This window comes from Streptococcus sp. ST14, assembly GCF_046098195.1.
Lineage (GTDB): Bacteria > Bacillota > Bacilli > Lactobacillales > Streptococcaceae > Streptococcus.
On the sequence record NZ_JBJUSF010000031.1, the window covers coordinates 1 to 24,956 of the forward strand.

Here is a 24,956-nt window from a genome sequence, read left to right on the forward strand (position 1 = left end):
AAAAGAGAGCGATTTTCTCGCTCTCTCAAGATATATGATATTTAATTTTTCATTTTCCCAAAACTCTAGACACTTACTTCAACTTTTTTTAAATTTTTTATTTAGATCAATGTCCCTAATATTAGGGGGGGAAAACTTATACACGTTCAGTCCATGAAGTCGCTGTTGTTTGAAGAACTTTGTTGAGTTCGTCAATGTTCTCAAATCCAGTTGTGCGTAGCCATTCACGAGCTGCTGCTTCACCGTCTTTGATGTAAGCTTCAACTGATCCAGCCCAGGTTGCACGGCCACAAAGAACGCCGTTGAAGTTTGCGCCTGATTCGTGAGCAAAGACAAGGGTTTCTTGGAATAGTTTAGCTGATACACCCGCACTCAAATAGATGTATGGCAAGTTAGTTGCTTCATCTTGCGCTTTGAAGAAAGCTGCCGCTTCTTCGCGTGTATGCACGATTTCACCATCACCAAAGCCTTCAACGTATTTCACATTGACTGGAACTTCCACTTTCAAAACATCAATGTTAAAGCGTGGGTCTGAGAAGACCTTCATGGCACCGATAACCTTGTGTGGTTTCACTTTTGCGTATTCTGCAGAACCTGCATCAGCGATTTTTTCATCGTAAGCCAAGATTTCAAGGAAGAATGGAATGTCTTCCGCCACACACTCAGAACCGATGCGTTCGATATAGGCTTGTTTTTCTTGGTTGAGTTCGTCAGCGCTGTCTACGTCATAGTAAAGCAAGAATTTGACAGCATCAGCGCCTTGTTCTTTGATGCGTTTTGCAGACCAAACATCCAAGCAGTCAGGCAAGCGTTTAGTGCTTGTTGTGTCGTATCCTGTTTTTTCATAAGCAAGGAGAAGACCAGCATTTGGTGCAAGAGCTTTTGTAGCTGGAAGTCCATACTCAGGGTCAAGAAGCATAGAGGATGCGTATTTTGTCAATTCATCTGCAACCAAAACTTTGAGTTCTTCCATTTGAGCCACTGTTGGCTCTTCTGTTTGGTATTGAGCCATGAGGCGTTTCAAAGCACCACGTTGGTCAAAGGCAAGAGCTGAGATAATGCCGTTCTCGTCAGAGAGTTTTTGCAAGCAAGCACGTTTGTTTTCTGTTAAAACCATTTTATACCTCTTTTACTATTAATTGATCATATAAAGCTTGATAGTTGGCCATATTGACATGACCTGTCATCTTTTCTTGGGCATTGAGCATACCAAGGACATTGGCCTTGATGAGGAGTTCTTGATCAGATTCCTTATGAAGAAGTCCTGAGGAAATCCCTGCCACAGTAGAATCTCCAGATCCAACAGGGTTCACTACCTGAATTCTTGGAATATCTACCTTGTAGAAAGTGTCCCCATGTTTTGCAAAAGCACCATTTGCACCAAGTGAAACAATTATCCACTCAATCCCTGCAAATAGAGGCTCTTGAAGAACTTCTTTTAACTCATCCAAATCCTCAGAAACTTCTTTCCCAAGAAGCTGAGACAATTCTTCGTTATTTGGTTTGATTACTGTTGGTTTATGTGGTGATTCAAGAACCGCCTGAAGGGCAGCACCTGAGCAATCCAGAACAACTGGTTTTCCTACGCGATTAGCAAGTTCTACTAAGCTTGCATAATAGTCAACTGGAAGGCCAGCTGGAAGACTACCAGAGATAGCAACTACTTCCACAGCGTCAAGAAGATTTTCGAAATGAGCCAAGAAATCTTGCCCTTCTTGTTCCAGAACTTCGGGACCTTTTTCAAGGATTTCTGTTTGGTTTTCACCGTGTAGAATAGCGATACAGTTACGAGTCTCTCCTTGAATGGAGAAGAAACGTTTCGTTACTTTATCATCGATATGCTCTACTAAAAACTCACCAAGTTTACCACCGACCAAACCAGTAGCTGCAACAGAATCACCAAATTCTGAAAGAACTCGTGTAACATTGAGCCCTTTACCACCAGCTGTCTTGGTCACGTCCACCACACGGTTGACAGTGTCAATTTTCAATTCATCCAAAGGATAAGAAATATCAATGGATGGATTCATTGTGACTGTTAAAATCATGCGTCACCTCTTAGTCGTGGTATTCACCGCGATCCCATTTTTCAAGGAATTCTGTAAAGAAGTTTGCATCTGCTTGATGAGCATTGTGAGTTTCAACGTGCTCAATTTTCGCAATCAATTTTTTGTTTTCTTCTGATGGTTTGTATTCAGCTTTGATGAAAGCTTCAATGATATCGCACATAAGCAATTCACCAGTGATTTTACCACCAAAACCAATAACGTTGGCGTTCAATTGTTCTTTTGCATAAAGAGCTGTTGTCATATCACGAACCAAGGCAGAACGAACTCCTGGAACTTTATTTACAGCGTTGTTGATACCAACACCAGTACCACAGATACATACCCCAAGATCAGCTTGACCACTTGTAACGGCTTCACCAACTTTTTTACCAAAGATTGGGTAGTGAGTACGTGTGTGGTCATATGTACCAAAGTCAATGACTTCATATCCTTTTGATTTCAAAAATTCTGAAACCGCCATTTTTTCATCTGTTACGATGTGGTCACATCCAATTGCAATTCTCATTAGTTATTCCCTCCGATTAATTATATAAATCTAATATCATTTATCCTTACTCAATAAAAATCAAGATTAGCTTAGGAAGCGAGCTGCAAGCATAACTGAGGTTAGCTAAAGTGAGCTGACAACAGATTATCTTGATTTTTGAAGAGTATTAGCACATTTTGTTCAACATATCGACCCGAATTTGGTGACGACCACCGTCGTATTTACCGTTAACAAAACCTTTAGCAATGTTTTTCGCCAATTCATCACCAACGATTTCTGCACCCATAGTGATCATACGTGAGTTGTTGTGTCCACGAGTCATATAAGCTGAACGTTCATCTGAAACTTCTGCAGCAACCATTCCTTTGATTTTAGTTGCAACCATAAATGGACCAGCTCCATAAGCATCAATCACGATACCAAGATTTTGTTCTTCTTTGTTTACTTCTGCAGCAACAGCAAGAGTCACATCAACAAAGTCTTGACCTTCAGCTGTAACATCCACAACGTGGAAGTTTTCTTTTTCCAAGAAGTCTTTCACAACTTCTTTCAATCTCAAACCTGCAGCATCTGCACCGATAACAATAGACATATTGTATACTCCTTTTTATTTTTCTAGGCTAGTAAAGACTTTTATAGTTAGCAGTTTACCTACAAAAGATTTTCTAGCAGTTTATTGACAAATTTGATTGAATGAGATGAATATCACCTTATCCAAGTCCAGGAAATCAAGTTCCTAGAAACAAACTTTCTCCTCGAAAGAGAATATAACAAGTGATTATTTGTTTGTTGCAAACATCATTTGTTGCTTACAAACATAATATACTCCTATTTTTATAAAAAGTCAACAGTAAATGTTTGTTTTTGTGGTTTTTTATCTAAAATATTTCAATATCAAAGCCAATTTGGTCTACTTGACCGGGTTCCAAGAGACAAACGTTTTTCTTATCTTCTAAATGATCTCCTTCTTCAAGAGATGTTGACAAGCCAGACCATGGTTCAAAAGCAATGAATGGTCCCTTATTCAAAGTTGACCAAATGACAAGATTTGAGAACTCTTGGAAGTGTACTTTTAATCCCTTCTCATGCTTACGAGAACGAAGGGCAATTGTTCTGGATTGCAACTCATCCAAAGTCACTGCATCTGTGCTAAACAAATCATAGCTAATGTCTAATTCTTTTTGCCCATCCAACCATGGACTTCTATCTTGGAAGTCTAACATGCCTGTTTCTGGGAAAGGACGTGGAACAGAGCAAGTCTCTTCTTTCTCAAACTCTAAATAGTAATCTTCATAAGTTTCGCCATCTAGCAGAGGACAATTAAAGCCTGGATGTCCACCAATAAAGTATGGCATGACCTTGCTGGTTTCTTTATTGAAAATCTTGTATTGAGTACGAACTGTCTTGCCAGTAACCTTATAAGTGATTTCAAGACGGAAATGATAAGGATAGTTTTGATAAGTATTCTCATCATCTTCGATAGCAAAGGTTACGCTGTTTTCTGTCTGTTCAACTAATTCAAATTCTTTTTTACGGACCAAACCGTGACGAGGAATGTTTCCTTTCGTCTCCGTTCCATCTTCGTGACTGTAGAAGGCTATATCTTCTCTTAAAGAGCCACAGATTGGGAAAAGTACTGGCGCTTGTCCACTCCAGTAAGTGGCATCTCCTTGCCACAGATACTCAATGCCTTCTCGATCCTTGATCGACGACAAGGCGCCACCTAAGGTTTTAAACTGGACCGTTAACTGGTCTGATTTGATTTCAATTACCATAATATTCTCCAACTATTTTTAGATCTTTATATAAAAAACTAGGTTGCCACTCCCAATGTAGGAAATTAACAACCTAGTTTTCACAATTTACATTTTATAGGAGCGAATTATTTAGCATTTGCTGCGTATTCTTCGTTACGTTTGATCATTTGTTTTCTATACCAAGCAAAGATACCTACATAGAATACAAGGAAGACTGCTGCACCAAGGATTGCTTTGATATCACCTGTTGTAGCATTACCGATTGCCCAACCAAATAGTTTTTCAATTGGTCCTTCAAGAGTTGAGTGAGTAATCAATTGAGATTGGTTCACACCTTCTGGGAAGGCACCTACACCTTTAGCAAGTTCTGTTGCGAATGGTGCGATAAGAGTACCAGAAAGAAGGAAGAGAGGCAACAAGAGTGTTCCGAAGATAATCATACGGAGCAATTTACCACGTGTAACAACCAAGAGAGCTGGAGTTACACCCATAGCGATGATACCTGCAAGTGGCAAGATACCATTACCGACATTAGAAAGAAGCACAGCTTCTACTAGCATGATTGGAGCAAGTACGTTTGCACAAGCCCAGATTTCAGCACGACCAGCGATGAAAGGCCAGTCAAGACCGATGTTGAATTTACGTCCTTGAAGACGTTTAGTAGCAACGTTTGTAATACCTTGTGAAAGTGGTTCTACGGCTGCGATGAACCAAGATCCGATAAGTGAGAAGAGTTCCAAAGCTACACCGGCAGTCAAACCAAGGCTCAACCAACCTTTAATAACAAGTTCCCATTTATCAGCTCCTTCTACACCTGCAACTGGGTGTGGAGTCCCCATCAAACCAATAACGATACCAAGAATGAAACCGATGAAGAATTTAGAGCCCCAGAAACCGATTTTCTTGTTCAATTTTGCAGCGTCAAAGTCATATTTATCAAGACCTGGGAAGAATTTTTCAAAAATCTTATCCAAAACCATGATAACTGGGTTCATCATGTAGTTCATGTGAGTTGAAGTCATTGGTGATGAACTTGGTGCATTAAGAAGGTCGTCGAATGTTGGTTTCATCAAGTCAGAGTTAATGATTTTCAAAACACCTACAAGGACAACTGCTGCAGTTGCGATGAAAAGTGAAACTCCTTGGCTAACACCATTGTTGTCTGCATACCATTTGATCAAAAGACCAGTGATTGACAAGTGCCAGATATCAAAGATATCAACGTCAAGTGTGTCCGTTTTCTTCATTGCAAGCATCACAACGTTGACAATCAACATCACAAGCAAGAAGTAAAGTGTCCAGGCAGATCCCCAAGTAATCGTAGCAAGTGGTGCCCAACCAACGTCAGTGATGTTTAACTGAATACCTGTGTTTTCAACGAATTTCGCAAGTGATGCTGAGAAAGCTCCATTGAGCATACCGATGATGGCACCGATACCAGTAAGGGCGATGGCAAGTTTAATACCACCTTCAAGCGCTTTGGAGAATTTCACTCCAAATAGTAAGGCCAATACTGTCAAGATGATCAGCATGATGATAGGACCACCCATTTCCAAGACTGGCTTGAAAATCTTATTGGCTAGTTCGATAATGACATCCATAATAGTTCCTCCCGTTTTTTTTAGTTATATGAATGTTAACAAGATAAAGAATAAATTAGCTTAGTCCGTGTTCTTTGATAGCTGCTTCAATATTGTCAAATACTGGAGCACTCATTGCTGGAATACGGAACAAGATTGGTCCAGCTTCAATTACTGGAATACCAGGTTCAAAACCAAGGTCAGTTGCAGCGATTGGTGTAAAGATATCATAGCCCTTGATAAGGTCTTCGTTTACATCTTTCACCATGACGGCATCACAGTGAACGTCATAACCACGGTTTGAAAGTTCTTCTTCTAGAGCACTTTTAATTTGGTGACTTGAGTTAACACCTGCACCGCAGGCAGCAAGAATTTTAATCATTTGGATTTCCTCCGATTTTATATTTTAATAGACAAGATTAAGCGGTTGCTTCAGCAATGTAAGCATAAAGTTTTTCTGGTTCGGAAATTTTTGATAAATCTTCCAGATGTCCATTTCCTGTGAAAAAGTCCATCAACTGAGCCAGAATATTTGTTTGACTTGAACTTGAGTTGTTAATGATAAAGAAGAGTAGGGATACTTCTACTTCCTTATCAGGAGCTATCATATTGTGAAAAGTTACTGGTTTTTCTAATCGAACAACCACCACTTTCTCAGCTAGATTATGAACAATATCTGTATGAGGAATCGCTACATTTGGCAAGTCCTTACCTAGAAATTCCATATCTAAACCAGTTGGAAATGACTTTTCACGCGTGATCAAGGCTTCACGATAAGTTGGAGTGACAATTTCTCGTTCTTCCAACAAGCTTGCTACCTGATCAAAGAGTTGATCTTGATTATCCGCTTCTAAGCAAAACACCAGGTTTTTGTCAAAGAAATGATCTAATCCCATAACATTTTCCCTTCTTTCAATTATCTTTTATGCTATAAGTATAACACTATATGAAATCGTTGTCAATAATTTTTGTTTTATTTTGTTCATTTTTTTGTAATTTTTGTTTCATTTAAAAAATACAATCAATATCAAACATTCTTGTTATAAAATACACAAAAAAAGAAGGTCCAAGCCTTCTTCTATTTCCTTACTCAATAGTAGATAAAATCTCTTCTAATTTATGGTAATCTTTTACACTATCAATTTCATAGATGCTATTTCCTTCTAATTCTTCGACATAGACATCTAATTCTTTGATATTATCCTTAACCATGTTGTCCCAGTAGAGATCAACAAATTCACCACTTTCATAAGCTTTGTCAATAAAGCCAACAATCTTCTCAGCAGTTGGTGCATCCCAGAATGAAACTCCACTCAGAATGCGACCAGCTTTGCTGTCAACAATAATGTCTTGAACCTTGTAGTCATCACCGTAAACCAAGAACCACTCGTTCGTACAGTCTTCACGATAAACGCTAAAATAGGTAGAACGTTTAAGATCGTTTCGAAACATATTTTTAAAGAGATAGTTATCTGCATCAATAACATAGCTGTTAGCCAATTCTTCTTTTACAAGATAGAGAGAGTAAAAGTTATTGTAGTCAGCGTATTTATCATTGAAAACGAGGCGAACACCGTATTTTTCTTTTAAGTAATCGAATTGTTCTTTAAGGTAACCAACGATGATGATGATGTCATTGATCCCTTTTTCTTTGAGAAACTCAATTTGGTATTCAATCAAGGGTTTTTGATTAACCTGAACCAAGGCTTTAGGGGTATTTTCAGTCATAGGACGCAAGCGAGTTCCCAATCCCGCTGCTAAGATAATGGCTTTCACACGAATCTCCTTTATTCTTTAATAATAATATAAACTCCAGCAATAACGACAAGTGACGTAATAATTGTCAGCATATCTAGTGGTGCACCCAAGAAAACAACTGCGAACAAGACAGTCAAAACTACATAACTCACGTTCAAGCCTGTAGCCTTGGCTGGTTGCAAGCGATTGATAGCGATATAATAAGCCAAGTAGGAAATCATATCAAAGGCTGCAAAGACAATCATAAGACCTAGCAATTGTCCATTGGCTACTGCAGTAAATGACTGATGAGAGAAGAGAACAATCACAAGATAGGACAAGAATGAAGTTACTTGACGAATTAAGAGGGCTTCGATTTCACTCAATTCACTTTCCATGGCAAAAGAGCTAAGAACACTCTCACTTCCCCATGCAATAGCACAGACCAAAGCACAGAGAATCCCAATATAGAAAGAATTAACCTGTTCAACCTTATAGGTCTGAGCAATTATCCCTCCAATAATCAAGACAATCCCAAACACAGTATTTTTCGAAATCTTGTGCTTCAAAAAGAAGAAAGCCAATAAAACTGAAATCGCAGGATAGATAGCCGATACAGATGAAGCTAAGGAACTTCCGATATACTTAACCGCATAAAGATTGGCCTGCATACCGATAGGGCCTGCTAGCAAGGCTCCTATGATAACACTCACATTGCGAATATTTAAGAAAATTGAGAGACGAACTTTTCCTTCTTTTACCAAGAGAAAAGCTAGTAAGATAAAGATACTCAAGAAGTCGTGAGCAGCGGCCACCACAAAGGGCGACAAATCTGTAAAAATCGAAAAGATATAAGCACTAATCGTTAGACCTAAACCCCAGAAAATACCTGAGAGTAGACCAAAAGAAACTCCATTTTTATTTTTCATCTGAACCTCCATAATAGGACAAACCTTTAACAGCTCTTTGGTAACGACTCACACCATAGTCACCAAAATCTGCACCTTGCTCTTCCTTATAGACAGTCCATAGACTCCAAATAGCATCTTGTAAAATTTTATAAATGGCAATCTTTTCACGAGAGACAGGTGTTTGCTCACTCTCATAGTGAGACAAGAAGTCTTCTTCCTCTTGACGAGTGAATTCAGACTCTAAAAAGAGTGCTGCCAAATCCCACATTGGATCATTCATTGATGAATATTCCCAGTCAATCAGATAAAGTCGTCCTTGTGGTGACTCGATAAAGTTTTCAGGCACCAAATCGATATGACAAGATTTTCTGTCAACACCTAAGTCAGCCAGTCTTTTCTCTAAAGAAAAGACTTCTTCTCGAACAGCTTCATAGTTGGCATAAGGGATTTTTTCCTCAATCAAGGATTCGTATTTTTTGATTTCTTCAAAAGGAGCAAATTCTCCTCTCAATTCCTTGCCAGACGCATGAATGGTTTGTAAAATTGGAGCAATTTTATCAAATTTGGTCTTAATTGACGTTGAACCAAGCGTAATCGCAGATTCGATATACTCATTTACTTTGATACCAGCTTCAATATCAAAAAGATAATTTTTTACATCTAAGTCTAAATCCTTTAGTAGTTCAAGATTGTACTTTTCATCTTGACGATTGATCAGTTTTTCTGTCCCTTTACCAAAGAATTTAACAATGTATTGCTTATTTGTTGTTTTGACCAAATAGTTTTGATTGGTCATTCCCCCCAATTGTTCGACACTGAGGACTTCCTCTTCTGCACTAAGTAGGGAAGAAATTTTCTCTTTAATGATTTTCTCCACAATTAACCTCCAGCACTTATACTTCCCACTTAAACACGGTTTTAAAGGCTGTGTTTAAATCGGTTGCAAAGACACGGTGAATATCTTTAATTTCTCTTACAGGTTCTTCTAAATAAAGGATATTCTTCAGACGATTTGCGAATTTCTTGACTTCCATCATTTGGATGGCATTTTCAAAATCGATGCGACCAGAACGAGAGGAACCAACCAAGAGCAAGCCTTTTTCTAAGGCATCGCGTGTATTGAGATTGACTTTATACTCGCTAACGCCCATTATGAGAATCGTTCCCTGAGGACGAATATAGCGAATCAGGTCATTTATAGCCGGTCCAGTACCATTACCACCACAACATTCAAAAGCATGGTCAAAGGCCAAATCTTCAGGAATATTATCCGTAATATAGCATTCTTTGGCAAAAGAGAAAAGTTCCAATTTTTCCCAATGACGACCAATAACCACAATCTCTGCTTCTGGCAAAGTATAGTTGATAATATTGGCAACTACAAAAGCTAAACTTCCATCTCCGATAACAGCGATTCGGTCCCGCTTGCTATGAGCAAGAGTCAGCAAGCGATTCATGGCATGCATACCAACACTGATAAATTCTGTAATGGCTGCAACCGTATCTTCAATAGCATCATAAGGCACCACACGGTCTTTAGGAAGAGAAACAAACTCTCTCATAAAGCCATCAAAGCCACTAGACAAGAAATGGGTCCCTGTCATGTAGTTCTCATAGAATTCTTCATCACTCTGCATAGGAGGCTGATTGGGAATCATGACAACTTTTTGCCCAACCTCATAGGTTCCCGTCGGGTCAGAAATAACGGTTCCACATGACTCGTGAATCATTGCCATTGGAAGTTTTTTATTCAAAATCTTGGGATCACGTTTTCCTTGATAATAACGCTGATCCGCATGACAGACCGCCATGTAGTTGGGACGGATAAGGATATGATTTTCTTGGTCAATAGCCTCTTCCTGATATTTGACATTGATAAACTTAGGCTTAGTTAGTTGATAAATTTGATTAATCATATCACTAGTCTTTCTCAATCATACTTTTTGCAATCTTCAAATCTGTCACGGTTGTAATCTTCAGATTTGAGTATTCACCCTTGGCCAAGGCCACATCTTTTCCTTTGATCACAAAGATTTTACATGCATCTGTCAAGATTTCCTTCTCTTCATCAGAAAGAGATCCATAAAGGTCCATAAAGTCCTTGCAACGGAATGTTTGAGGTGTTTGTCCTTGATAAAGGTGAGCACGATTTGGAATATCTGTAATAAATCGACCATTGGTACTTTCAACGATAGTATCAACCGCTTCTACCACTGTGTCCACTGCGTCATGATTTTGGGCAAGTTGAATATTGTCCTGAATCATGCGAAGCGTAATAAACGGACGAACAGAATCGTGGGTAACAACGATATCCTCTGGAGTAAGCGGACGATAAGCATCGATAGCTTCAATGATTTTCTCAATACTTGTATTGCGGTCAGCACCACCCTTTGTAATGATGATACGTTCCTTATGAAGAGGAAGATATTTATCTACAAGATCCTCTGCATGGGAAACCCAGTCTCCATGAACACCAACTACAATTTTTTCAATACTTGGTTCCAAGACAAATTTTTCAATTGTATGAACCAAGATAGGTCGATCACCTAGCTCTAAAAATTGTTTTGGCAAGTTACTGATTCCCATACGTGTGCCAGTTCCACCAGCAAGAATTCCTGCATAAATCATCTATTTTCTCCTTTGTCTTACTAAAAAAACTTATCCTCTCTATTATACCACAATCTGCCTCCATCATGAAAAAAAGACAGAGCGTCATTTAGTCTAATCAACACACCATTAAAGGTAAAAAGTGAACAATGTGTTACTAAATCTGGAAAGACTATAACAAATTAAGAAATAAAATTAGGTTATCCTCTATATTTTCTGCTTAACGTTCGGTTAACATAGAGTTCTCTAGAATATAATAGAATCCTTAAAGAAAACTTAAATGAAATTTATTTGTTTCGCAAAGAATACCAGGTGTGCATAGTAAATTTCTTAAAAGTTGTTTAAGGGACTCATTATAAAAGTTCATATATCTAATGAATTAAACAAATAATAGACTTTTGCACCTAAAATTGATAAAATAAAAAGGAAAATAATAGAAAAAGGAAACTGTAAACCGCCATGATGAACATGCAAAACATGATGCGCCAAGCACAAAAACTTCAAAAACAAATGGAACAGAGCCAAGCAGAACTCGCTGCCATGGAATTTGTTGGAAAATCAGCTCAGGACCTTGTCCAAGCAACCCTAACTGGAGACAAAAAAGTTGTCAGCATTGACTTCAACCCAGCAGTTGTAGATCCAGAAGATCTCGAAACCCTTTCTGACATGACTGCGCAAGCAATTAACGCTGCACTTGAACAAATTGATGAAACGACTAAGAAGAAACTAGGAGCTTTCGCTGGAAAATTGCCTTTCTAATCCACAAAAAAAGAGAAACAGATGTTTCTCTTTTTTTATTAGAAGTCAAAGAATTCCATTGCTTTCTTTAAGAGTAATTCCGTATATTCCGGATCGTCTTGAGCCATTGTGACTTGTGACTGGACCATTTCAAGATCATCAGTAATCATGCCATCTGCGCCGAGACGAACTGTTTTATCAAATGCCTCCGAACCATTTACGGTCCAAACATAGAGTCTCTGATCAGTTGTCCAGAGTTTATTGACAAAGTATTCATCCAAAGTTGAGTACTCCATAGTGTAACCCGTTGCCTTGGTTCTTGGGAAGATACTGTTATAGGGAAGAATAAAGTAAACTGGAATTTCAGAATCATAAGTCAACACTTTATCAATCACATGATAGTCTAGTGATTGCATCTGATGCCCATATTTCTTGATAGTCGCCCCATACTTTTCGAGGAAATGGTCCATCATTTGCGGACTATCTTTTTTACTGGTTTTAATCTCAATCAGCAATTTTTGGTTTAAAGCATTTGCACGCTCTAAATAGGCATCAAAGCTTGAAATCTTTGTTTGATAACCATTCTCGTAAATATCTGTATTTGTTAATTCATCCAGAGTCAAATCTTGTGGTGTAGCATTAATACCTGTTAAATTTTTGAGGTTGGCATCGTGCATCATCACGAACTGACCGTCTTTCGTTTCCTGCACATCCATTTCGATGAGATCAGGTTTTAGTTGAGCTGTTTTTTCTAAAGACTGCACAGTATTTTGAACACCGTTTTTATTACTTACTCCTCTGTGCGAAATCACTAAAGGTGTATTGGTATCCGGAGATTCCAGATAAACGTAGCCTTCTATGGCAAAGAAGATGCTTGCACACCCCATGACACCCCATCTCATCAGATGATCTTTCTTTCGCCTTGGCATAATCTCTAGCTCTTCTCCTGTAAGGAAGGAAACAAACTTCACTAGGAAATAAGTCAGGGTCATGTAATGGAAATTTTTAATCAAGACAAAATTAATCACACCGAGAATCAAGGACTCTTTTTGAGTTAGATTATCCATCACTGCTTGCGCAAAAAGCAAGGGAATTAACAAACCAAAGAAGAAGAGATACGTTTTTATGATAATGAGTAAGAGATGCCAAGAGTAGAAAAGGACATTTTTCTTTGTCTTTTGGAGACTATATTTCACACTTTCTCTTACCGTCTTTCTTTCAAAGAGAATCTTAGGAAGGGCAAACATAAATCGGACAGAGATGTAGAGAAAGATCCAAGCGGATGCTATGATCATCAGACCTACCAGCCAATGCTTACCTTCCCAATAATTCACAATAAAATCAGGGATAATAATCTTGTTGAGGTAGTAGATTTTTAAAATCTTACGGATGAACGGGAAAAGCAAAGCAATGTAAAAAAAGACAAAGGCCATCTTACAAAAGCTCAGTCGCTTAACGAATAGAAAGCTCTGGTGAAATACTTTTCTACTGTACTCAATTAAAGTTCTCTTTTCATGATAGAGAAGGTGACGAGCTCCTATAAACAAAAGACAAATCTGGAAATAGGCAACCAGGAGATTGATTGCAATTAAGATGAGAAAGGCTAAACTGATAAATGGCGAGCCTTGTATAATCGACCAAAAGTTATTGTAGGAGATAAACAAATAACCGGTTTGTCTCAGAAGGATGCCAGCAATCCATGAATTTAATGGTAGCCAGACAAACTCAACCATCATAAATATCAAGAAAAATAGAAATAAAATCTTATCTAGGTTATAGTATATCTTCCTAAAACCTAGCTTTTTAGGTTTTTCAGGTTTCATAAGCACTCCTAGTCTATAAATTGGGATAAATCTAAGCCACCAAAAGGATTATTCATAGAAAAACTACTCTGGTCTTCTATTAATAGCTTTCCTTCATCTGATTCCAAAAAAGCTTCGTAAACACGCGCCGTCATGCGGGCATCCTCTAAACTGTTATGAGACTTCCCGTGAAAGCCTAAAAAATTCGCTACAGTTTGTAATTTAAGATTGGCTATGCCGTGTAAATCAGAACTACGGCGTTCAAAAGCCTCATCATATAGGTCGACCTTATACTGGTCACGATAATCAATGCCATGCTCCATGAGAATAGGCAAATCACTCTTAGCTGCATTGTAACCAACAATAGGTAAGTCGCCAACAAATGCTTGAAAGTCCTTTAAAACTTGTTCTACTTTTGGCGCATCTTTCAAGGTTTCAGCTGTGATTCCAGTCAAACCATTGATAAAACTCTTCAATGGTGCTGTAGTATAAACATAAGAATCAAAAGCAGCACTTTCTTGTCCATCTTGAAAGCGGACTGCTGATACTTGAATTAAATGGGTAACCCCCTCGTGTTGATTGAATTCCAAATCAAAGGCGATATAATCTCTTAATTTTTCCATTATTTACCTCAATTACTACCCAAACTAAACTATAAATAATAAAAGAAGCCATTAGGTTAATGAGTAACCCAAACAGCTTCTTTATTTTCCTCCAAAAAGGCGAGCAAAAAAGCCTTTTTTGGTTGCTTGGACTTCTTCTTTTGCTTGGTCCAACTCGAGTTTCAAGGTTTCTTGATCCTTCATCGCTTGAAGAGTTAACTGTTGCTGTTGGTCCAACTGTTTGTCCTTTTCAGCAATCTGTCGGTCTTTGATACGCATCTGTTCATCTTTTTCTGATAACTGGCGGTCTTTTGCCTTGAGCTGCTCGTACAAACGAAGAATTTCAGCGTTTTTCTCATCGACCAAGATTTCCATCAGTTCACGTTGTTTGACATCATCACTGACTGGTTCATCTTCAAAAATCGTTTTTTTGTAGATTTCTTCTAGCTTGATCAAGCCACTTCGAGTAACTACAGTTACACCTTTGTCATTTTTTTTCGTGTCCTCTTCTGGAAGTTCTTTGACACGATTGTTGATTGCTTGACGAGATAGTCCTAAGACCTCTGCAATCTCACTGACGGTCATTTCAATACTCATAATATCCTCTGAAACGTTTTCTAGCTTTTCTTTATTTAAATCTTATCATAAGCTAGATAAACTGTCAAATTTCCGCTTAATCTAAGGCCTTTAAAAAGGCTAGTAATACTTGGGCAGAACGACGTCCAGCTTCGATAATAAACTCATCAAAAGAGACAGAGGCTTCGTGATTGGCATTGTCACTCATGGCACGAATGACTAGGAACGGTAAATTAAGAGCCTGAGCTGCTTGTGCAATGGCTGCCCCTTCCATTTCAACTGCTAAAACATCAGGAAAGTGGGATTTGATACTAGCAATCTTATCATCTCCAGCTATAAAACTGTCTCCTGTAGCAATCAAGCCTAGGTGCCAGTTTTGGTCTAACAGAGATAGACTCTCTTGGATTTTGGCTATAAAGGTTTTGGCTGATTCAAAGTAAAGAGGTTGACCAGCCATTTGGCCATAAGCATAACCAAAAGCAGTCACATCCACATCATGGTAAGCTAGTCTATCTGCAATCACGACATCACCAACAGCAATCCCTTCGGCAAGAGCACCTGCTGATCCTGTATTGATGATAGCTTCTACCTGAAAATGGTCAGCTAGAATAGCTACACTCATAGCCGACATGACCTTCCCAATCCCACTCTGAACTAGGACAACTTCTGTCTTGCCAACAGAGCCAGTGTAGTAAGTATTTCCGAGGACTTGGACTTCTTGAGGTTTGTCCAAATTCTGAGTCAAATATACGAGTTCTTCTGGCATGGCAGCAATGATTCCAATTTTCATTTCAAGTCCTTTCAATTACAAGAGTTTCATCGCTAAAATTAACAAAATCAAAAGTAGGATAACTGCAAACAAGATGCGATTGAGTTTCGAATTAAAAACATTTCTCTTGGTATTCTCAATGCGACGACTTTTATGAATCGTTGGTTCTACTTCGATTGTAAGTGTATCTTGACTAAAACCGTGGTCTCTAGAACGTGAATAACCAAAATGTTGTGAAGACGTTGGTAGGATCTTTGTTTCCTCATCATCTTTAAGAGGTGGTCCTGATATTTTCTCACCACGGTTGGCACGTTCAATCATTTCGTCTGTTAATAAAGGTTTTCCCATGGGTTGCTCCTCTATTTCTTTTGTAGTTCCCAGTACTGGATCGCCATAATGGTCTTGGCATCACAGATATGACCTGACTGGATCAGGTTCTTGGCTTCCTCTAGACTTACTTCTAGGACTTCCAAGGTTTCATCATCATCTTGTGGACGAGGATTTTCCACCTTAACCAAATCTCTGGCGAGATAAAGTTTTAGTTTTTCGTTACAAAATCCAATCGCAGAATAGAAATCGTACAACAGTTCTAACTTACCAGTATAGGCAACTTCTTCTTCCAATTCACGAAGTGCCGCTGCCATTGGATCAGCATTTTCACCAATTTCTAGTTTACCAGCAGGAATCTCATAAGAAACCGCCTCGATAGCCTTTCGGTATTGCTTAACGAGAACGATTTTGTCCTCGGCTGTCACAGCTAGTACACAAACAGCTCCATTGTGAAAAATCAAGTCACGTTGGGCAGTCCCCTTTCCTTCTGGTAGTTCCACCTGGTCTTGTACTAGTTTGAAAATAGGACCTTGATAGATTTCCTTCCGACTAATCGTTTTTTCTTCAAATTCCATGACAAACTCCTACTGATTCTTTGGATGATGAGGTAAGCGTGTTGCGTACTCGTCTTTGTTAACTTGTCGTCCACGGCCGATAGCAATGGCATCAGCAGGAACATTCTTGGTAATGGTTGAACCCGCTCCAACCAGAGAATTATCCCCAAGTTCTACAGGAGCAATAATAGTTGAGTTTGATCCAACAAAGACATTATTGCCAATGACAGTTTTGTATTTATTTTTGCCATCGTAGTTGACTGTAATAGTTCCTGCACCAAAATTAACGTTGCTACCCACTTCACAGTTTCCAATATAAGTCAAATGACCCGCCTTGGTATTTTCACCGATTGAAGAGCCTTTTACTTCAACAAAATTTCCAATGTGAACTTGAGCAGCCAGACTTGAACCTGGACGGATATGGGCATAAGGACCAACTGTCACACCGTCCGCAACACTACTTTCCTCAATCATAGAGTTGGTAATCACAGCTCCAGATCCAATGGTGCTATCTACAATACAAGTTCCATTTGTTAAAATAGTCTCCGCACCAATCTTCGTTTGACCTTTTAAGGTAACGTTGGCTTCGATTTGGACTTCGGGAGCAATCTCAACATCAATATCAATGTAAGTTGCTTCCGGATTAACAAAGCTAACACCATTAACCATGTGCTTTTGATTGATACGGCGACGCATCACTGATTCCGCAGTCGCAAGAGCTACACGGTCATTTACGCCAAGACTTTCATCAAAATCCTTGAGAGTATAGGCACCAACCTTCTCACCCGCATTACGGAAAATACCAATCACGTCAGTAATATAATACTCACCTTGTGCATTGTTAGTGTTGATGTTTTTAAGGGCTTCAAAAAGACGTTCATTGTCAAATACATAAGTTCCTGTATTGATTTCCTTAATTTGCTTTTCAAAGTCTGTAGCATCTTTCTGCTCCACAATGCGAAGAACTTCAGCATTATCATTGCGGACGATACGACCATATCCAAAAGGATCAGCTGCTTCAGCTGTTAAAATCGTCGCAACATTTTTGTGATTGATATGGAAATCCAAGAGGTTTTTCAAGCTTTCACCTGTAATCAGAGGAGTATCTCCAGCGATAACCAAGGTGTGGCCTGTACGATTTTGGAGAATAGGCTCTGCCATCATGACAGCATGCCCAGTTCCTAGTTGTTCTGATTGGTTAACAAAGTCTGTCTGACCGGCTAATACTTGCTCAACTAGCTCAGCCTTGTGACCAACTACAGTAACTGTTTTTTCAGGTTGAATAGCACCAACGCTACGAAAAACATGTTCCAACATCGAAATTCCAGCTACTTTATGAAGTACCTTTGGAAGATCTGATTTCATGCGAGTACCTTTACCCGCTGCTAAAATAATGGCATAATTTGACACAATCTTCTCTTTTCTCTAGAAATTCCCTTATATTATACCATAATTTAGTTTCTTAGGAGTAAACAAACAGAGAAATAGGGAAAAGACGCCCATATATTCACTTTTTCCGATGTTTTCTTTGATTTTTTTATCTATTTACGTTAAACTATTTAAATATGAGAAAAAAGATTCATCCAGCTATTATTTTTACTTTATTTACTATATTTATAGCTATTTTGATCCTCAATAGACCAACTTATGAAGACCATCCTATCAAGTCAAAACCCAATGCAGTCCAGGTTGAAAATCAGGCCTTGCATAATCTTGACAAACCTATCATTGATGTCTCTGGTTGGCAAAGACCTGAGGAGATCAACTACGATACCTTATCTCAAAATATTTCTGGTGTTATTGTTCGCGTCCACAATGGGGGTCAGCATACTGAAACAAATAATGCCGCCTATGTCAATGGTGTCGATAAAGCCTATATAAATCATATTTCAGAATTTCAAAAGCGGAATGTTCCAGTTGCTGTTTATGCCTATCTAGCAGGTACTAGTAAGGAAGAAATGGAAAAAGCTGCTGAGGTTTTCTACAATGCTGCTTCTCCATACAACCCTAGTTACTATTGGCTCGATGTTGAAGAAAAAACAATGTCCGATATGAACGAAGGTGTTGAAGCTTTTAGGGCTAAACTAGAAGCCCTTGGCGCCAAAAATATCGGAATTTACATCGGTGTTTATTTCATGCAAGAGCATAGTATCAATACAGATAAGTTCTCTGCTGTCTGGATTCCATCTTATGGAACCAATTCAGGCTACTTCGAAACCACGCCTAATACTGATTTAGACTATGACCTCCATCAATATACTTCAAAAGGAAGAATTGCTGGATTTGAGCATCATTTAGATATTAATCTCATTTCTACCTTGAAGGAAAAAGAAGAAACCTTCAGAAAACTATTTTTAAGACCATAAAACAAGTGAAAATTTCTCTCTTTTTCACTTGTTTTTTCATTTTCTTCTCGTCTGTGTTATAATTGATAGAATAGAGAAAGAATTTTATGAAATTGAGGATTTTATGATGTTTTCATGGATTGCAAGAGTTATTAAGGGAATAGTCATCGCCTTAGGATTTATCCTACCTGGAATTTCTGGTGGTGTTTTAGCAGCTATTTTGGGAATTTACGAGCGAATGATTAGCTTTCTGGCTCATCCCTTTAAGGATTTTAAAAATAATGTCCTATACTTTATCCCAGTAGCAATCGGGATGTTGCTAGGCATTGGTTTGTTTTCTTATCCAATCGAGTATCTGCTAGAAAATTACCAAGTCTATGTTTTATGGAGTTTTGCTGGAGCTATCATCGGTACAGTTCCTAGCCTCCTTAAAGAATCTACTCGAGAATCTGATCGTGACAAGATTGACCTAGTCTGGTTCTGGACTACCTTTATCCTTTCAGGTCTAGGGCTCTACGCGCTAAATTTTGTTGTTGGATCTCTCAGTGCTAGTTTCGCTAGTTTCATCTTAGCGGGTACTCTTTTAGCGCTTGGTGTCTTGGTGCCTGGTTTAAGTCCGTCAAACCTACTCTTGATTTTAGGGCTGTACGCTCCAATGCTAACTGGTTTTAAAACCTTTGATTTATTTGGTACCTTCCTTCCTATCGGAATTGGTGCAGGTGCAACCCTCATCATTTTTTCAAAATTAATGGACCACGCCTTGAACAACTACCACTCGCGTGTGTATCACTTCATCATTGGGATTGTGCTGTCAAGCACTCTCTTGATTTTGATTCCAAATGCTGGAAATGCCGAAAGTATCCAATACACTGGACTTTCTATTGTGAGCTATGTTCTCATCGCCTTCTTCTTTGCACTTGGCATTTGGCTTGGTATCTGGATGAGCCAATTGGAGGATAAGTATAAATAATGGCAAAAAAAGTAAAGATAAAAAAAACTCTTGTCGAGCAAATCTTAACCAAAGCAGGAATTGAGCACACAGGGATTCAAATCAATGCGCTTGAGGGAGAACTTCCTTCGGAATATGATCGAACTCACATCTTTAAAACCTTGGCACTATTAGGAGACAAAACGGGGCCAATCATCGGAATCGTTCCCATAACAGAACACCTGGCTGAGAAAAAACTAGCAAAGGTTTCTGGTAATAAAAAAGTGAGCATGATTCCTCAAAAAGATCTGGAAAAAACGACAGGCTATATTCATGGGGCTAATAACCCCATCGGCATTCGCCAAAAACACAATTATCCTATTTTTATTGATCAGACTGCTTTGGATTTGGACCAAATGATTGTCTCTGCTGGAGAAGTCGGGCACAGTATTATCATCCGACCTCAAGACTTAGCCAGCTTTGTAAAAGCGGACTTCGCTGATATCTTGGAGGAAAACAACTGATGAAACTCTATTTTGTCCGTCATGGTCGGACTGTCTGGAATCTTGAAGGACGTTTTCAAGGTGCTAGCGGTGACTCTCCCCTTCTTCCAGAGTCCACTGACGTTTTAAAACAACTGGGGCAGTATCTCAAGGAAATTCCTTTTGATACGATTTATTCTAGTGACTTACCCAGAGCAGTTAAGTCTGCTGAAATAATCCAAAGTCAACTCCAGGCCCCTTGTCCTTTAAAGAGCATTCCTGACCTACGTGAATGGCAACTTGGCAAACTAGAGGGATTAAAAATCGCTACGCTTAATGCCATCTACCCACAACAAATAAAGGCCTTTCGCTCTAATCTAGCTCGGTTTGATACGAGGATGTTTGAAGCCGAATCTCTCTACTCTACGACTCACCGAACCATTCAGTTTATCAAATCTCTGAAAGGAAGTCCGGCTGAAAACATTCTGATCGTTGGTCATGGGGCAAATCTCACTGCTAGCCTTCGTACTCTATTAGGCTATAAAGAGGCTCACCTCCGCAAAGAAGGAGGCTTGGCCAATGCTAGTCTGACAGTTTTAGAGACCGATGATTTTGAAACCTTCACTCTGGAAAGATGGAATGACACTTCCTATCAAGAAAAATAATGGAACTTGATCTTAATAGTCAAGTTCTTTTTAGTTTTCAAAGAATATCCGTGAATTTCTCTGCTATTTATGATAAAATGGGAGTATCGCAAAAAATGACTTATCGTATCAAATTTTGAGTAAAATTAGGAGGAACCCATGTCTACAGAACATATGGAAGAACTAAATGACCAGCAGATCGTTCGCCGTGAAAAAATGGCTGCGCTCCGTGAACAAGGAATCGATCCCTTCGGAAAACGTTTTGAACGTACTGCTAACTCTCAAGAACTAAAAGACAAATTTGCAGAACTTGATAAAGAACAATTACATGAATTAAACGAAACTGCTACTATCGCTGGACGCTTAGTAACTAAACGTGGAAAAGGAAAAGTTGGCTTTGCCCATCTTCAAGACCGAGAAGGTCAAATCCAAATCTACGTTCGTAAAGATGAAGTTGGTGAAGAAAACTACGAAATCTTCAAAAAAGCTGACCTAGGTGACTTCCTTGGTGTCGAAGGTGAAGTCATGCGTACAGATATGGGAGAACTTTCTATCAAGGCAACTCACATCACACACTTGTCTAAAGCACTTCGCCCGCTTCCTGAGAAATTCCACGGTTTGACTGACGTTGAAACAATTTACCGTAAACGTTACTTGGACTTGATTTCTAACCGCGAAAGCTTCGAGCGTTTTGTTACTCGTTCAAAAATCATCTCTGAAATCCGTCGTTATCTAGACCAAAAAGGTTTCCTTGAAGTGGAAACACCTGTTCTTCACAATGAAGCTGGTGGTGCTGCTGCTCGTCCATTTATCACCCACCACAATGCCCAAAACATTGATATGGTGCTTCGTATCGCGACTGAGCTTCACTTGAAACGCCTTATCGTTGGTGGTATGGAACGTGTTTATGAAATTGGCCGTATCTTCCGTAACGAAGGAATGGATGCTACTCATAACCCTGAATTCACTTCTATCGAAGTTTACCAAGCTTATGCAGACTTCCAAGATATCATGGACTTAACTGAAGGTATTATCCAACACGCTGCTAAATCAGTTAAAGGTGATGGTCCTGTTAACTACCAAGGAACTGAAATCAAAATCAATGAACCATTTAAACGTGTTCACATGGTGGATGCTATCAAGGAAATTACTGGTGTAGACTTCTGGCAAGACATGACTTTCGAGGAAGCTAAAGCTATCGCTACTGAGAAGAAAGTTCCAGTTGAGAAACACTGCACTGAAGTTGGCCACATCATCAACGCTTTCTTTGAAGAATTTGTTGAAGAAACCTTGATTCAACCAACCTTTGTCTATGGACATCCAGTAGCTGTCTCTCCACTTGCGAAGAAAAATCCTGAAGACGAACGATTTACTGACCGTTTCGAGCTCTTCATTATGACCAAGGAATACGGTAATGCCTTTACTGAGTTGAACGACCCAATTGACCAACTTAGCCGTTTTGAAGCACAAGCAAAAGCTAAAGAACTTGGAGACGATGAAGCAACGGGTATCGACTACGACTACATCGAGGCCCTTGAATACGGAATGCCACCAACAGGTGGTTTGGGTATCGGTATCGACCGTCTCTGCATGCTCCTCACTGATACAACTACTATCCGTGACGTATTACTTTTCCCAACAATGAAATAGACTCTTATCCTCTGGTACTTGCCAGAGGATTTTTCGATACAAAAAGAGACTGAGGTAAACTCAATCTCTTTTCTTATTCTTGATTTTTAACTTGACTGGTGGCTACATCTTCTCCAAACCATTTTTTACTAATTTCCTGGAAATTTCCTTCTTTATATAGTGCAACAAAGGCTTTGTTCAAGGCAACTAGCAACGTTCTATCAGCAGGTCTAACACCAACTGCAAAAGACTCACTTTCAAATCCAGCTGAAAAGACATTGTAGTCATTTAATATTCCTTCAGACTGAAGGTAGTAATTTGCATAAACACGATCAATCAACAAGGCATCAATCCGATCATTTTTCAAATCAATTAAGGCTTCATTGAAACTTTGGTATTGATTTGCCTTCTGGTCTTTTACTTGACTTTTTAACAAGTCTGGCTGCGCTTCAAAGTCTAAATAACCAGAAGAACCTGCCTGAGCTCCCAAAACCTTGTTACTCATATCTTTGACTGACTGGATGTTCTGAGATTTCTTAGAAACTAAAACTTGCTGATTTTCCATATAAGGTATGGTAAAAGCAACCTTCTCTTTCCGTTCATCGGTAGCTGTATAGCCATTCCAGATGGCATCAATGGTACCATTTTGTAGTTCGGTTTCTTTCATATCCCAGTCGATGGGTTGAAATTTAATCTGAATTCCTAGCTTCTCAGAAACAGCTTGGGCTAGGTCAATATCAAAACCTGCATACTGGCCATTCTTTTCCTCAAATCCCATGGGAACAAAGGTATTGTCAAAGCCAATAGTAATGCTTCCCTGCTTTTGATATTTGGCCCAATTATCCTGATTTGGATCACTTGACTTCTGAGTACAAGCCGTCAGGAAGAAGCTAAAGAACAAGGTAATTACAAAGGCAATTTTCTTTTTCTTCATAGGCACCTCCTACTTCGGCTCAACCTTAAGGATCTGATCAGCAATATTTTCGGCAAACTGAAGATCGTGGGTAACAACAATCTGGGTCATGCCACGCTCTTTATTTTGAAGGATAAGTTTTTCCACTTCTAATCGTAGCTCTGGGTCTAAAGCTGATGTAGGCTCATCATATCCGATAATTTCGGGATCAATCATCATGGCACGCGCTAAAGCGACACGCTGTTTTTGCCCACCTGAGAGTGAGAATGGAAAGGCATCTGCATGCCCTGCTAACCCAAGTTGTTCTAACAAACCACGCGCCTTCTTCTCAGCAGCTTCCTTATTCATGCTCAACGTTTTTATGGGCGACAAGGTTAAGTTTTCGAGAACTGACAAATGCGGAAAGAGTTGAAAATCTTGGAAAACAAATCCCAGAAGATTGCGCTTTTCTAGTTCATCTATAGCTAGCGATTCGCCGTTATAGTAGATTTCCCCAGAATCGATTGTTTCCAATCCAGCGAGCATACGTAACAAGGTGGTCTTTCCGCCTCCTGATGGACCTACGATTGTAAGGATTTGCTTTTCGGGAATAGATAGGCTAAAGTTGGTTAAGATTTGTTTGCCAGCAAAGGCCTTGTTGATGTTTCGTAATTCTAACATAGCAATCCTCCTATCTGTAATAACTGTACTTCTTCTCAAGTCTTTTCGCTACAATGGTTACAAGACCAATCATGATTAAATAAATCGCCCCGGCTAAGAACATAGGAACAAGACTAGCATCTCGATTGGCTGCTGTCCGACTTGCCAAAATCAAATCTGAAATCCCAAGGGCATAAACCAATGAAGTATCCTTAACCAAACTCATGATTTCATTAAAGACGCTCGGTAAGACAATCTTTGTAACCTGAGGCAAAATAATATAGTGCACTGTGTCAAAAGGACTAAACTTCAAGACCTTAGCAGCCTCGTACTGCCCTTTTGGAATGGTTTCAATCCCACCACGAAAAATTTCAGCAAAGTAGGCTGCATAGTTCAATACAAAAGCGATCACAGCAGCAGGCAAACGATCTAAACGTATCCCAATGCTAGGAAGAACATAGTAAATAAAGATTAATTGCAAGAGCAAGGGAGTCCCTCGCATCACCCAAATATAAAGGTCAATCAGATAATGGAGGGGTTTCCAGCGGACTTGTAAAGCAAAGGCAACGACAATACCTAAAGGAATTGAAAAGATCAAGACCAGAGCAAAGACTTGAAGTGTCATACTTGCACCGTTCAATAAACTTGGTAATATCTCAAACATATAAGACATACTGCACCTCCTAAAAATTATTGTTCCTATTATAGCATAAATAAACAATTTAGCAAGGGTTTTTGTAAAAAAATTCTATTTGTTTCAAAAAAACGTATCTGTTAAATTGTACTGACCCCAAAAAGTTAGACAATTAATTTATCCGAAGGATTTAGTTCTGTATTGCACAGGACTGAGTCCTTTT

At 39.0% G+C, this 24,956-nt stretch carries 29 protein-coding genes; 6 read left to right on the top strand and 23 right to left on the bottom strand.

Features of this window, described 5'->3' with window-relative positions; translation table 11 throughout:
- Positions 1-136: 136 nt before the first annotated feature.
- From lacD to ACIY19_RS09460, 13 genes are all read right to left on the bottom strand, one after another.
- A complete protein-coding gene (gene lacD, locus ACIY19_RS09400; RefSeq protein WP_409003277.1) occupies positions 137-1,117 on the bottom strand; it encodes a tagatose-bisphosphate aldolase in 981 nt (326 codons plus the stop codon).
- 1 nt (position 1,118) lies between these two features.
- Entirely contained in the window at positions 1,119-2,048 is a 930-nt protein-coding gene (locus tag ACIY19_RS09405; RefSeq protein ID WP_000604255.1) for a tagatose-6-phosphate kinase, read from the bottom strand.
- A 10-nt stretch (positions 2,049-2,058) separates the two neighbouring features.
- Entirely contained in the window at positions 2,059-2,574 is a 516-nt protein-coding gene (gene lacB, locus ACIY19_RS09410) for a galactose-6-phosphate isomerase subunit LacB (protein ID WP_001216920.1), read from the bottom strand.
- Between the two features lie 148 nt (positions 2,575-2,722).
- Positions 2,723-3,148, bottom strand: coding sequence for a galactose-6-phosphate isomerase subunit LacA (lacA, locus tag ACIY19_RS09415; protein ID WP_000029276.1), 426 nt, complete (start codon positions 3,146-3,148; stop codon positions 2,723-2,725).
- A 286-nt stretch (positions 3,149-3,434) separates the two neighbouring features.
- Positions 3,435-4,331: an aldose 1-epimerase family protein gene (locus ACIY19_RS09420; RefSeq protein WP_000234153.1), complete on the bottom strand. Its 897-nt coding sequence runs from the start codon at positions 4,329-4,331 to the stop codon at positions 3,435-3,437.
- Positions 4,332-4,438: 107 nt separating this feature from the next.
- Positions 4,439-5,914: a PTS galactitol transporter subunit IIC gene (locus tag ACIY19_RS09425; protein ID WP_049520803.1), complete on the bottom strand. Its 1,476-nt coding sequence runs from the start codon at positions 5,912-5,914 to the stop codon at positions 4,439-4,441.
- 55 nt (positions 5,915-5,969) lie between these two features.
- Positions 5,970-6,275 (bottom strand): PTS sugar transporter subunit IIB, encoded by a 306-nt coding sequence (locus ACIY19_RS09430; protein WP_000590551.1) that lies wholly within the window; start codon positions 6,273-6,275, stop codon positions 5,970-5,972.
- A 37-nt stretch (positions 6,276-6,312) separates the two neighbouring features.
- The gene (locus tag ACIY19_RS09435; protein WP_033629831.1) at positions 6,313-6,789 is read right to left on the bottom strand and encodes a PTS sugar transporter subunit IIA; all 477 of its coding nucleotides are present in this window, start codon (positions 6,787-6,789) and stop codon (positions 6,313-6,315) included.
- 190 nt (positions 6,790-6,979) lie between these two features.
- Positions 6,980-7,669 carry a sugar phosphate nucleotidyltransferase gene (locus tag ACIY19_RS09440; RefSeq protein ID WP_409003278.1) on the bottom strand — a complete coding sequence of 230 codons (690 nt, stop codon included), beginning with the start codon at positions 7,667-7,669 and terminating at the stop codon, positions 6,980-6,982.
- 11 nt (positions 7,670-7,680) lie between these two features.
- Positions 7,681-8,559 (bottom strand): DMT family transporter, encoded by an 879-nt coding sequence (locus tag ACIY19_RS09445; RefSeq protein ID WP_409003279.1) that lies wholly within the window; start codon positions 8,557-8,559, stop codon positions 7,681-7,683.
- On the bottom strand, positions 8,549-9,418 hold the full coding sequence (locus ACIY19_RS09450; protein WP_173275915.1) for a phosphotransferase: 870 nt from the start codon (positions 9,416-9,418) through the stop codon (positions 8,549-8,551). Before ACIY19_RS09450 ends, ACIY19_RS09445 begins: the two co-directional genes overlap by 11 nt.
- A 16-nt stretch (positions 9,419-9,434) precedes the next feature.
- Positions 9,435-10,457, bottom strand: a complete 1,023-nt coding sequence (locus ACIY19_RS09455) for a ribitol-5-phosphate dehydrogenase (protein ID WP_409003280.1) — start codon at positions 10,455-10,457, stop codon at positions 9,435-9,437.
- Between the two features lie 4 nt (positions 10,458-10,461).
- A complete protein-coding gene (locus ACIY19_RS09460) occupies positions 10,462-11,169 on the bottom strand; it encodes a 2-C-methyl-D-erythritol 4-phosphate cytidylyltransferase (RefSeq protein ID WP_409003281.1) in 708 nt (235 codons plus the stop codon).
- Positions 11,170-11,607: 438 nt separating this feature from the next.
- Here ACIY19_RS09460 and ACIY19_RS09465 point away from each other — a divergent pair, with 438 nt between their 5' ends.
- Complete coding sequence (locus tag ACIY19_RS09465; protein ID WP_000981515.1) at positions 11,608-11,907, top strand: YbaB/EbfC family nucleoid-associated protein; 300 nt, start codon at positions 11,608-11,610, stop codon at positions 11,905-11,907.
- A 38-nt stretch (positions 11,908-11,945) separates the two neighbouring features.
- Here the strand turns inward: ACIY19_RS09465 and ACIY19_RS09470 are convergent, their stop codons facing one another.
- The 7 genes from ACIY19_RS09470 to glmU form a co-directional block, all read right to left on the bottom strand.
- Positions 11,946-13,709, bottom strand: coding sequence for a glycerophosphoryl diester phosphodiesterase membrane domain-containing protein (locus tag ACIY19_RS09470; protein WP_409003282.1), 1,764 nt, complete (start codon positions 13,707-13,709; stop codon positions 11,946-11,948).
- Between the two features lie 8 nt (positions 13,710-13,717).
- Positions 13,718-14,311, bottom strand: coding sequence for a 3'-5' exonuclease (locus ACIY19_RS09475; RefSeq protein WP_409003283.1), 594 nt, complete (start codon positions 14,309-14,311; stop codon positions 13,718-13,720).
- An 81-nt stretch (positions 14,312-14,392) separates the two neighbouring features.
- The gene (rocS, locus tag ACIY19_RS09480) at positions 14,393-14,887 is read right to left on the bottom strand and encodes a chromosome segregation protein RocS (RefSeq protein ID WP_000021252.1); all 495 of its coding nucleotides are present in this window, start codon (positions 14,885-14,887) and stop codon (positions 14,393-14,395) included.
- Between the two features lie 76 nt (positions 14,888-14,963).
- A complete protein-coding gene (locus ACIY19_RS09485; protein ID WP_409003284.1) occupies positions 14,964-15,656 on the bottom strand; it encodes a 5'-methylthioadenosine/adenosylhomocysteine nucleosidase in 693 nt (230 codons plus the stop codon).
- A 15-nt stretch (positions 15,657-15,671) separates the two neighbouring features.
- On the bottom strand, positions 15,672-15,983 hold the full coding sequence (macP, locus tag ACIY19_RS09490) for a cell wall synthase accessory phosphoprotein MacP (RefSeq protein WP_000517860.1): 312 nt from the start codon (positions 15,981-15,983) through the stop codon (positions 15,672-15,674).
- Positions 15,984-15,994: 11 nt separating this feature from the next.
- Positions 15,995-16,540: an NUDIX hydrolase gene (locus ACIY19_RS09495; protein ID WP_409003285.1), complete on the bottom strand. Its 546-nt coding sequence runs from the start codon at positions 16,538-16,540 to the stop codon at positions 15,995-15,997.
- Positions 16,541-16,549: 9 nt separating this feature from the next.
- The gene (glmU, locus tag ACIY19_RS09500; protein WP_049489998.1) at positions 16,550-17,929 is read right to left on the bottom strand and encodes a bifunctional UDP-N-acetylglucosamine diphosphorylase/glucosamine-1-phosphate N-acetyltransferase GlmU; all 1,380 of its coding nucleotides are present in this window, start codon (positions 17,927-17,929) and stop codon (positions 16,550-16,552) included.
- A gap of 155 nt (positions 17,930-18,084) precedes the next feature.
- On the opposite strand from glmU, the gene ACIY19_RS09505 reads away from it, so the two are divergent.
- The 5 genes from ACIY19_RS09505 (at position 18,085) to lysS (ending at position 22,568) form a co-directional block, all read left to right on the top strand.
- A complete protein-coding gene (locus tag ACIY19_RS09505; RefSeq protein WP_409003286.1) occupies positions 18,085-18,885 on the top strand; it encodes a glycoside hydrolase family 25 protein in 801 nt (266 codons plus the stop codon).
- Positions 18,886-18,991: 106 nt separating this feature from the next.
- Complete coding sequence (locus ACIY19_RS09510) at positions 18,992-19,834, top strand: DUF368 domain-containing protein (protein ID WP_409003291.1); 843 nt, start codon at positions 18,992-18,994, stop codon at positions 19,832-19,834.
- Positions 19,834-20,316 carry an aminoacyl-tRNA deacylase gene (locus ACIY19_RS09515; protein WP_001085913.1) on the top strand — a complete coding sequence of 161 codons (483 nt, stop codon included), beginning with the start codon at positions 19,834-19,836 and terminating at the stop codon, positions 20,314-20,316. Before ACIY19_RS09510 ends, ACIY19_RS09515 begins: the two co-directional genes overlap by 1 nt.
- Positions 20,316-20,939, top strand: coding sequence for a histidine phosphatase family protein (locus ACIY19_RS09520; RefSeq protein WP_409003287.1), 624 nt, complete (start codon positions 20,316-20,318; stop codon positions 20,937-20,939). The genes ACIY19_RS09515 and ACIY19_RS09520 overlap by 1 nt, the downstream gene beginning before the upstream one ends.
- Before the next feature lie 138 nt (positions 20,940-21,077).
- Positions 21,078-22,568, top strand: a complete 1,491-nt coding sequence (gene lysS, locus ACIY19_RS09525; protein WP_409003288.1) for a lysine--tRNA ligase — start codon at positions 21,078-21,080, stop codon at positions 22,566-22,568.
- Between the two features lie 73 nt (positions 22,569-22,641).
- On the opposite strand, the gene ACIY19_RS09530 is transcribed toward lysS, so the two are convergent.
- The 3 genes from ACIY19_RS09530 to ACIY19_RS09540 are packed head-to-tail and all read right to left on the bottom strand — an operon-like array spanning position 22,642 to position 24,772.
- Positions 22,642-23,481, bottom strand: coding sequence for an amino acid ABC transporter substrate-binding protein (locus ACIY19_RS09530; protein WP_409003289.1), 840 nt, complete (start codon positions 23,479-23,481; stop codon positions 22,642-22,644).
- A 9-nt stretch (positions 23,482-23,490) separates the two neighbouring features.
- Entirely contained in the window at positions 23,491-24,120 is a 630-nt protein-coding gene (locus tag ACIY19_RS09535; RefSeq protein ID WP_409003290.1) for an amino acid ABC transporter ATP-binding protein, read from the bottom strand.
- 10 nt (positions 24,121-24,130) lie between these two features.
- On the bottom strand, positions 24,131-24,772 hold the full coding sequence (locus tag ACIY19_RS09540) for an amino acid ABC transporter permease (RefSeq protein ID WP_042902332.1): 642 nt from the start codon (positions 24,770-24,772) through the stop codon (positions 24,131-24,133).
- Positions 24,773-24,956 lie beyond the last annotated feature (184 nt).

Bases quoted from the DNA above. Each gene is read 5' to 3' on its own strand.
- lacD (WP_409003277.1), bottom strand. From the start codon at position 1,117: ATGGTTTTAACAGAAAACAAACGTGCTTGCTTGCAAAAACTCTCTGAC.
- ACIY19_RS09405 (WP_000604255.1), bottom strand. From the start codon at position 2,048: ATGATTTTAACAGTCACAATGAATCCATCCATTGATATTTCTTATCCT.
- lacB (WP_001216920.1), bottom strand. From the start codon at position 2,574: ATGAGAATTGCAATTGGATGTGACCACATCGTAACAGATGAAAAAATG.
- lacA (WP_000029276.1), bottom strand. From the start codon at position 3,148: ATGTCTATTGTTATCGGTGCAGATGCTGCAGGTTTGAGATTGAAAGAA.
- ACIY19_RS09420 (WP_000234153.1), bottom strand. From the start codon at position 4,331: ATGGTAATTGAAATCAAATCAGACCAGTTAACGGTCCAGTTTAAAACC.
- ACIY19_RS09425 (WP_049520803.1), bottom strand. From the start codon at position 5,914: ATGGATGTCATTATCGAACTAGCCAATAAGATTTTCAAGCCAGTCTTG.
- ACIY19_RS09430 (WP_000590551.1), bottom strand. From the start codon at position 6,275: ATGATTAAAATTCTTGCTGCCTGCGGTGCAGGTGTTAACTCAAGTCAC.
- ACIY19_RS09435 (WP_033629831.1), bottom strand. From the start codon at position 6,789: ATGGGATTAGATCATTTCTTTGACAAAAACCTGGTGTTTTGCTTAGAA.
- ACIY19_RS09445 (WP_409003279.1), bottom strand. From the start codon at position 8,559: ATGAAAAATAAAAATGGAGTTTCTTTTGGTCTACTCTCAGGTATTTTC.
- ACIY19_RS09455 (WP_409003280.1), bottom strand. From the start codon at position 10,457: ATGATTAATCAAATTTATCAACTAACTAAGCCTAAGTTTATCAATGTC.
- ACIY19_RS09460 (WP_409003281.1), bottom strand. From the start codon at position 11,169: ATGATTTATGCAGGAATTCTTGCTGGTGGAACTGGCACACGTATGGGA.
- ACIY19_RS09465 (WP_000981515.1), top strand. From the start codon at position 11,608: ATGATGAACATGCAAAACATGATGCGCCAAGCACAAAAACTTCAAAAA.
- ACIY19_RS09470 (WP_409003282.1), bottom strand. From the start codon at position 13,709: ATGAAACCTGAAAAACCTAAAAAGCTAGGTTTTAGGAAGATATACTAT.
- ACIY19_RS09475 (WP_409003283.1), bottom strand. From the start codon at position 14,311: ATGGAAAAATTAAGAGATTATATCGCCTTTGATTTGGAATTCAATCAA.
- rocS (WP_000021252.1), bottom strand. From the start codon at position 14,887: ATGAGTATTGAAATGACCGTCAGTGAGATTGCAGAGGTCTTAGGACTA.
- ACIY19_RS09485 (WP_409003284.1), bottom strand. From the start codon at position 15,656: ATGAAAATTGGAATCATTGCTGCCATGCCAGAAGAACTCGTATATTTG.
- macP (WP_000517860.1), bottom strand. From the start codon at position 15,983: ATGGGAAAACCTTTATTAACAGACGAAATGATTGAACGTGCCAACCGT.
- ACIY19_RS09495 (WP_409003285.1), bottom strand. From the start codon at position 16,540: ATGGAATTTGAAGAAAAAACGATTAGTCGGAAGGAAATCTATCAAGGT.
- ACIY19_RS09505 (WP_409003286.1), top strand. From the start codon at position 18,085: ATGAGAAAAAAGATTCATCCAGCTATTATTTTTACTTTATTTACTATA.
- ACIY19_RS09510 (WP_409003291.1), top strand. From the start codon at position 18,992: ATGTTTTCATGGATTGCAAGAGTTATTAAGGGAATAGTCATCGCCTTA.
- ACIY19_RS09515 (WP_001085913.1), top strand. From the start codon at position 19,834: ATGGCAAAAAAAGTAAAGATAAAAAAAACTCTTGTCGAGCAAATCTTA.
- ACIY19_RS09520 (WP_409003287.1), top strand. From the start codon at position 20,316: ATGAAACTCTATTTTGTCCGTCATGGTCGGACTGTCTGGAATCTTGAA.
- lysS (WP_409003288.1), top strand. From the start codon at position 21,078: ATGTCTACAGAACATATGGAAGAACTAAATGACCAGCAGATCGTTCGC.
- ACIY19_RS09530 (WP_409003289.1), bottom strand. From the start codon at position 23,481: ATGAAGAAAAAGAAAATTGCCTTTGTAATTACCTTGTTCTTTAGCTTC.
- ACIY19_RS09535 (WP_409003290.1), bottom strand. From the start codon at position 24,120: ATGTTAGAATTACGAAACATCAACAAGGCCTTTGCTGGCAAACAAATC.
- ACIY19_RS09540 (WP_042902332.1), bottom strand. From the start codon at position 24,772: ATGTCTTATATGTTTGAGATATTACCAAGTTTATTGAACGGTGCAAGT.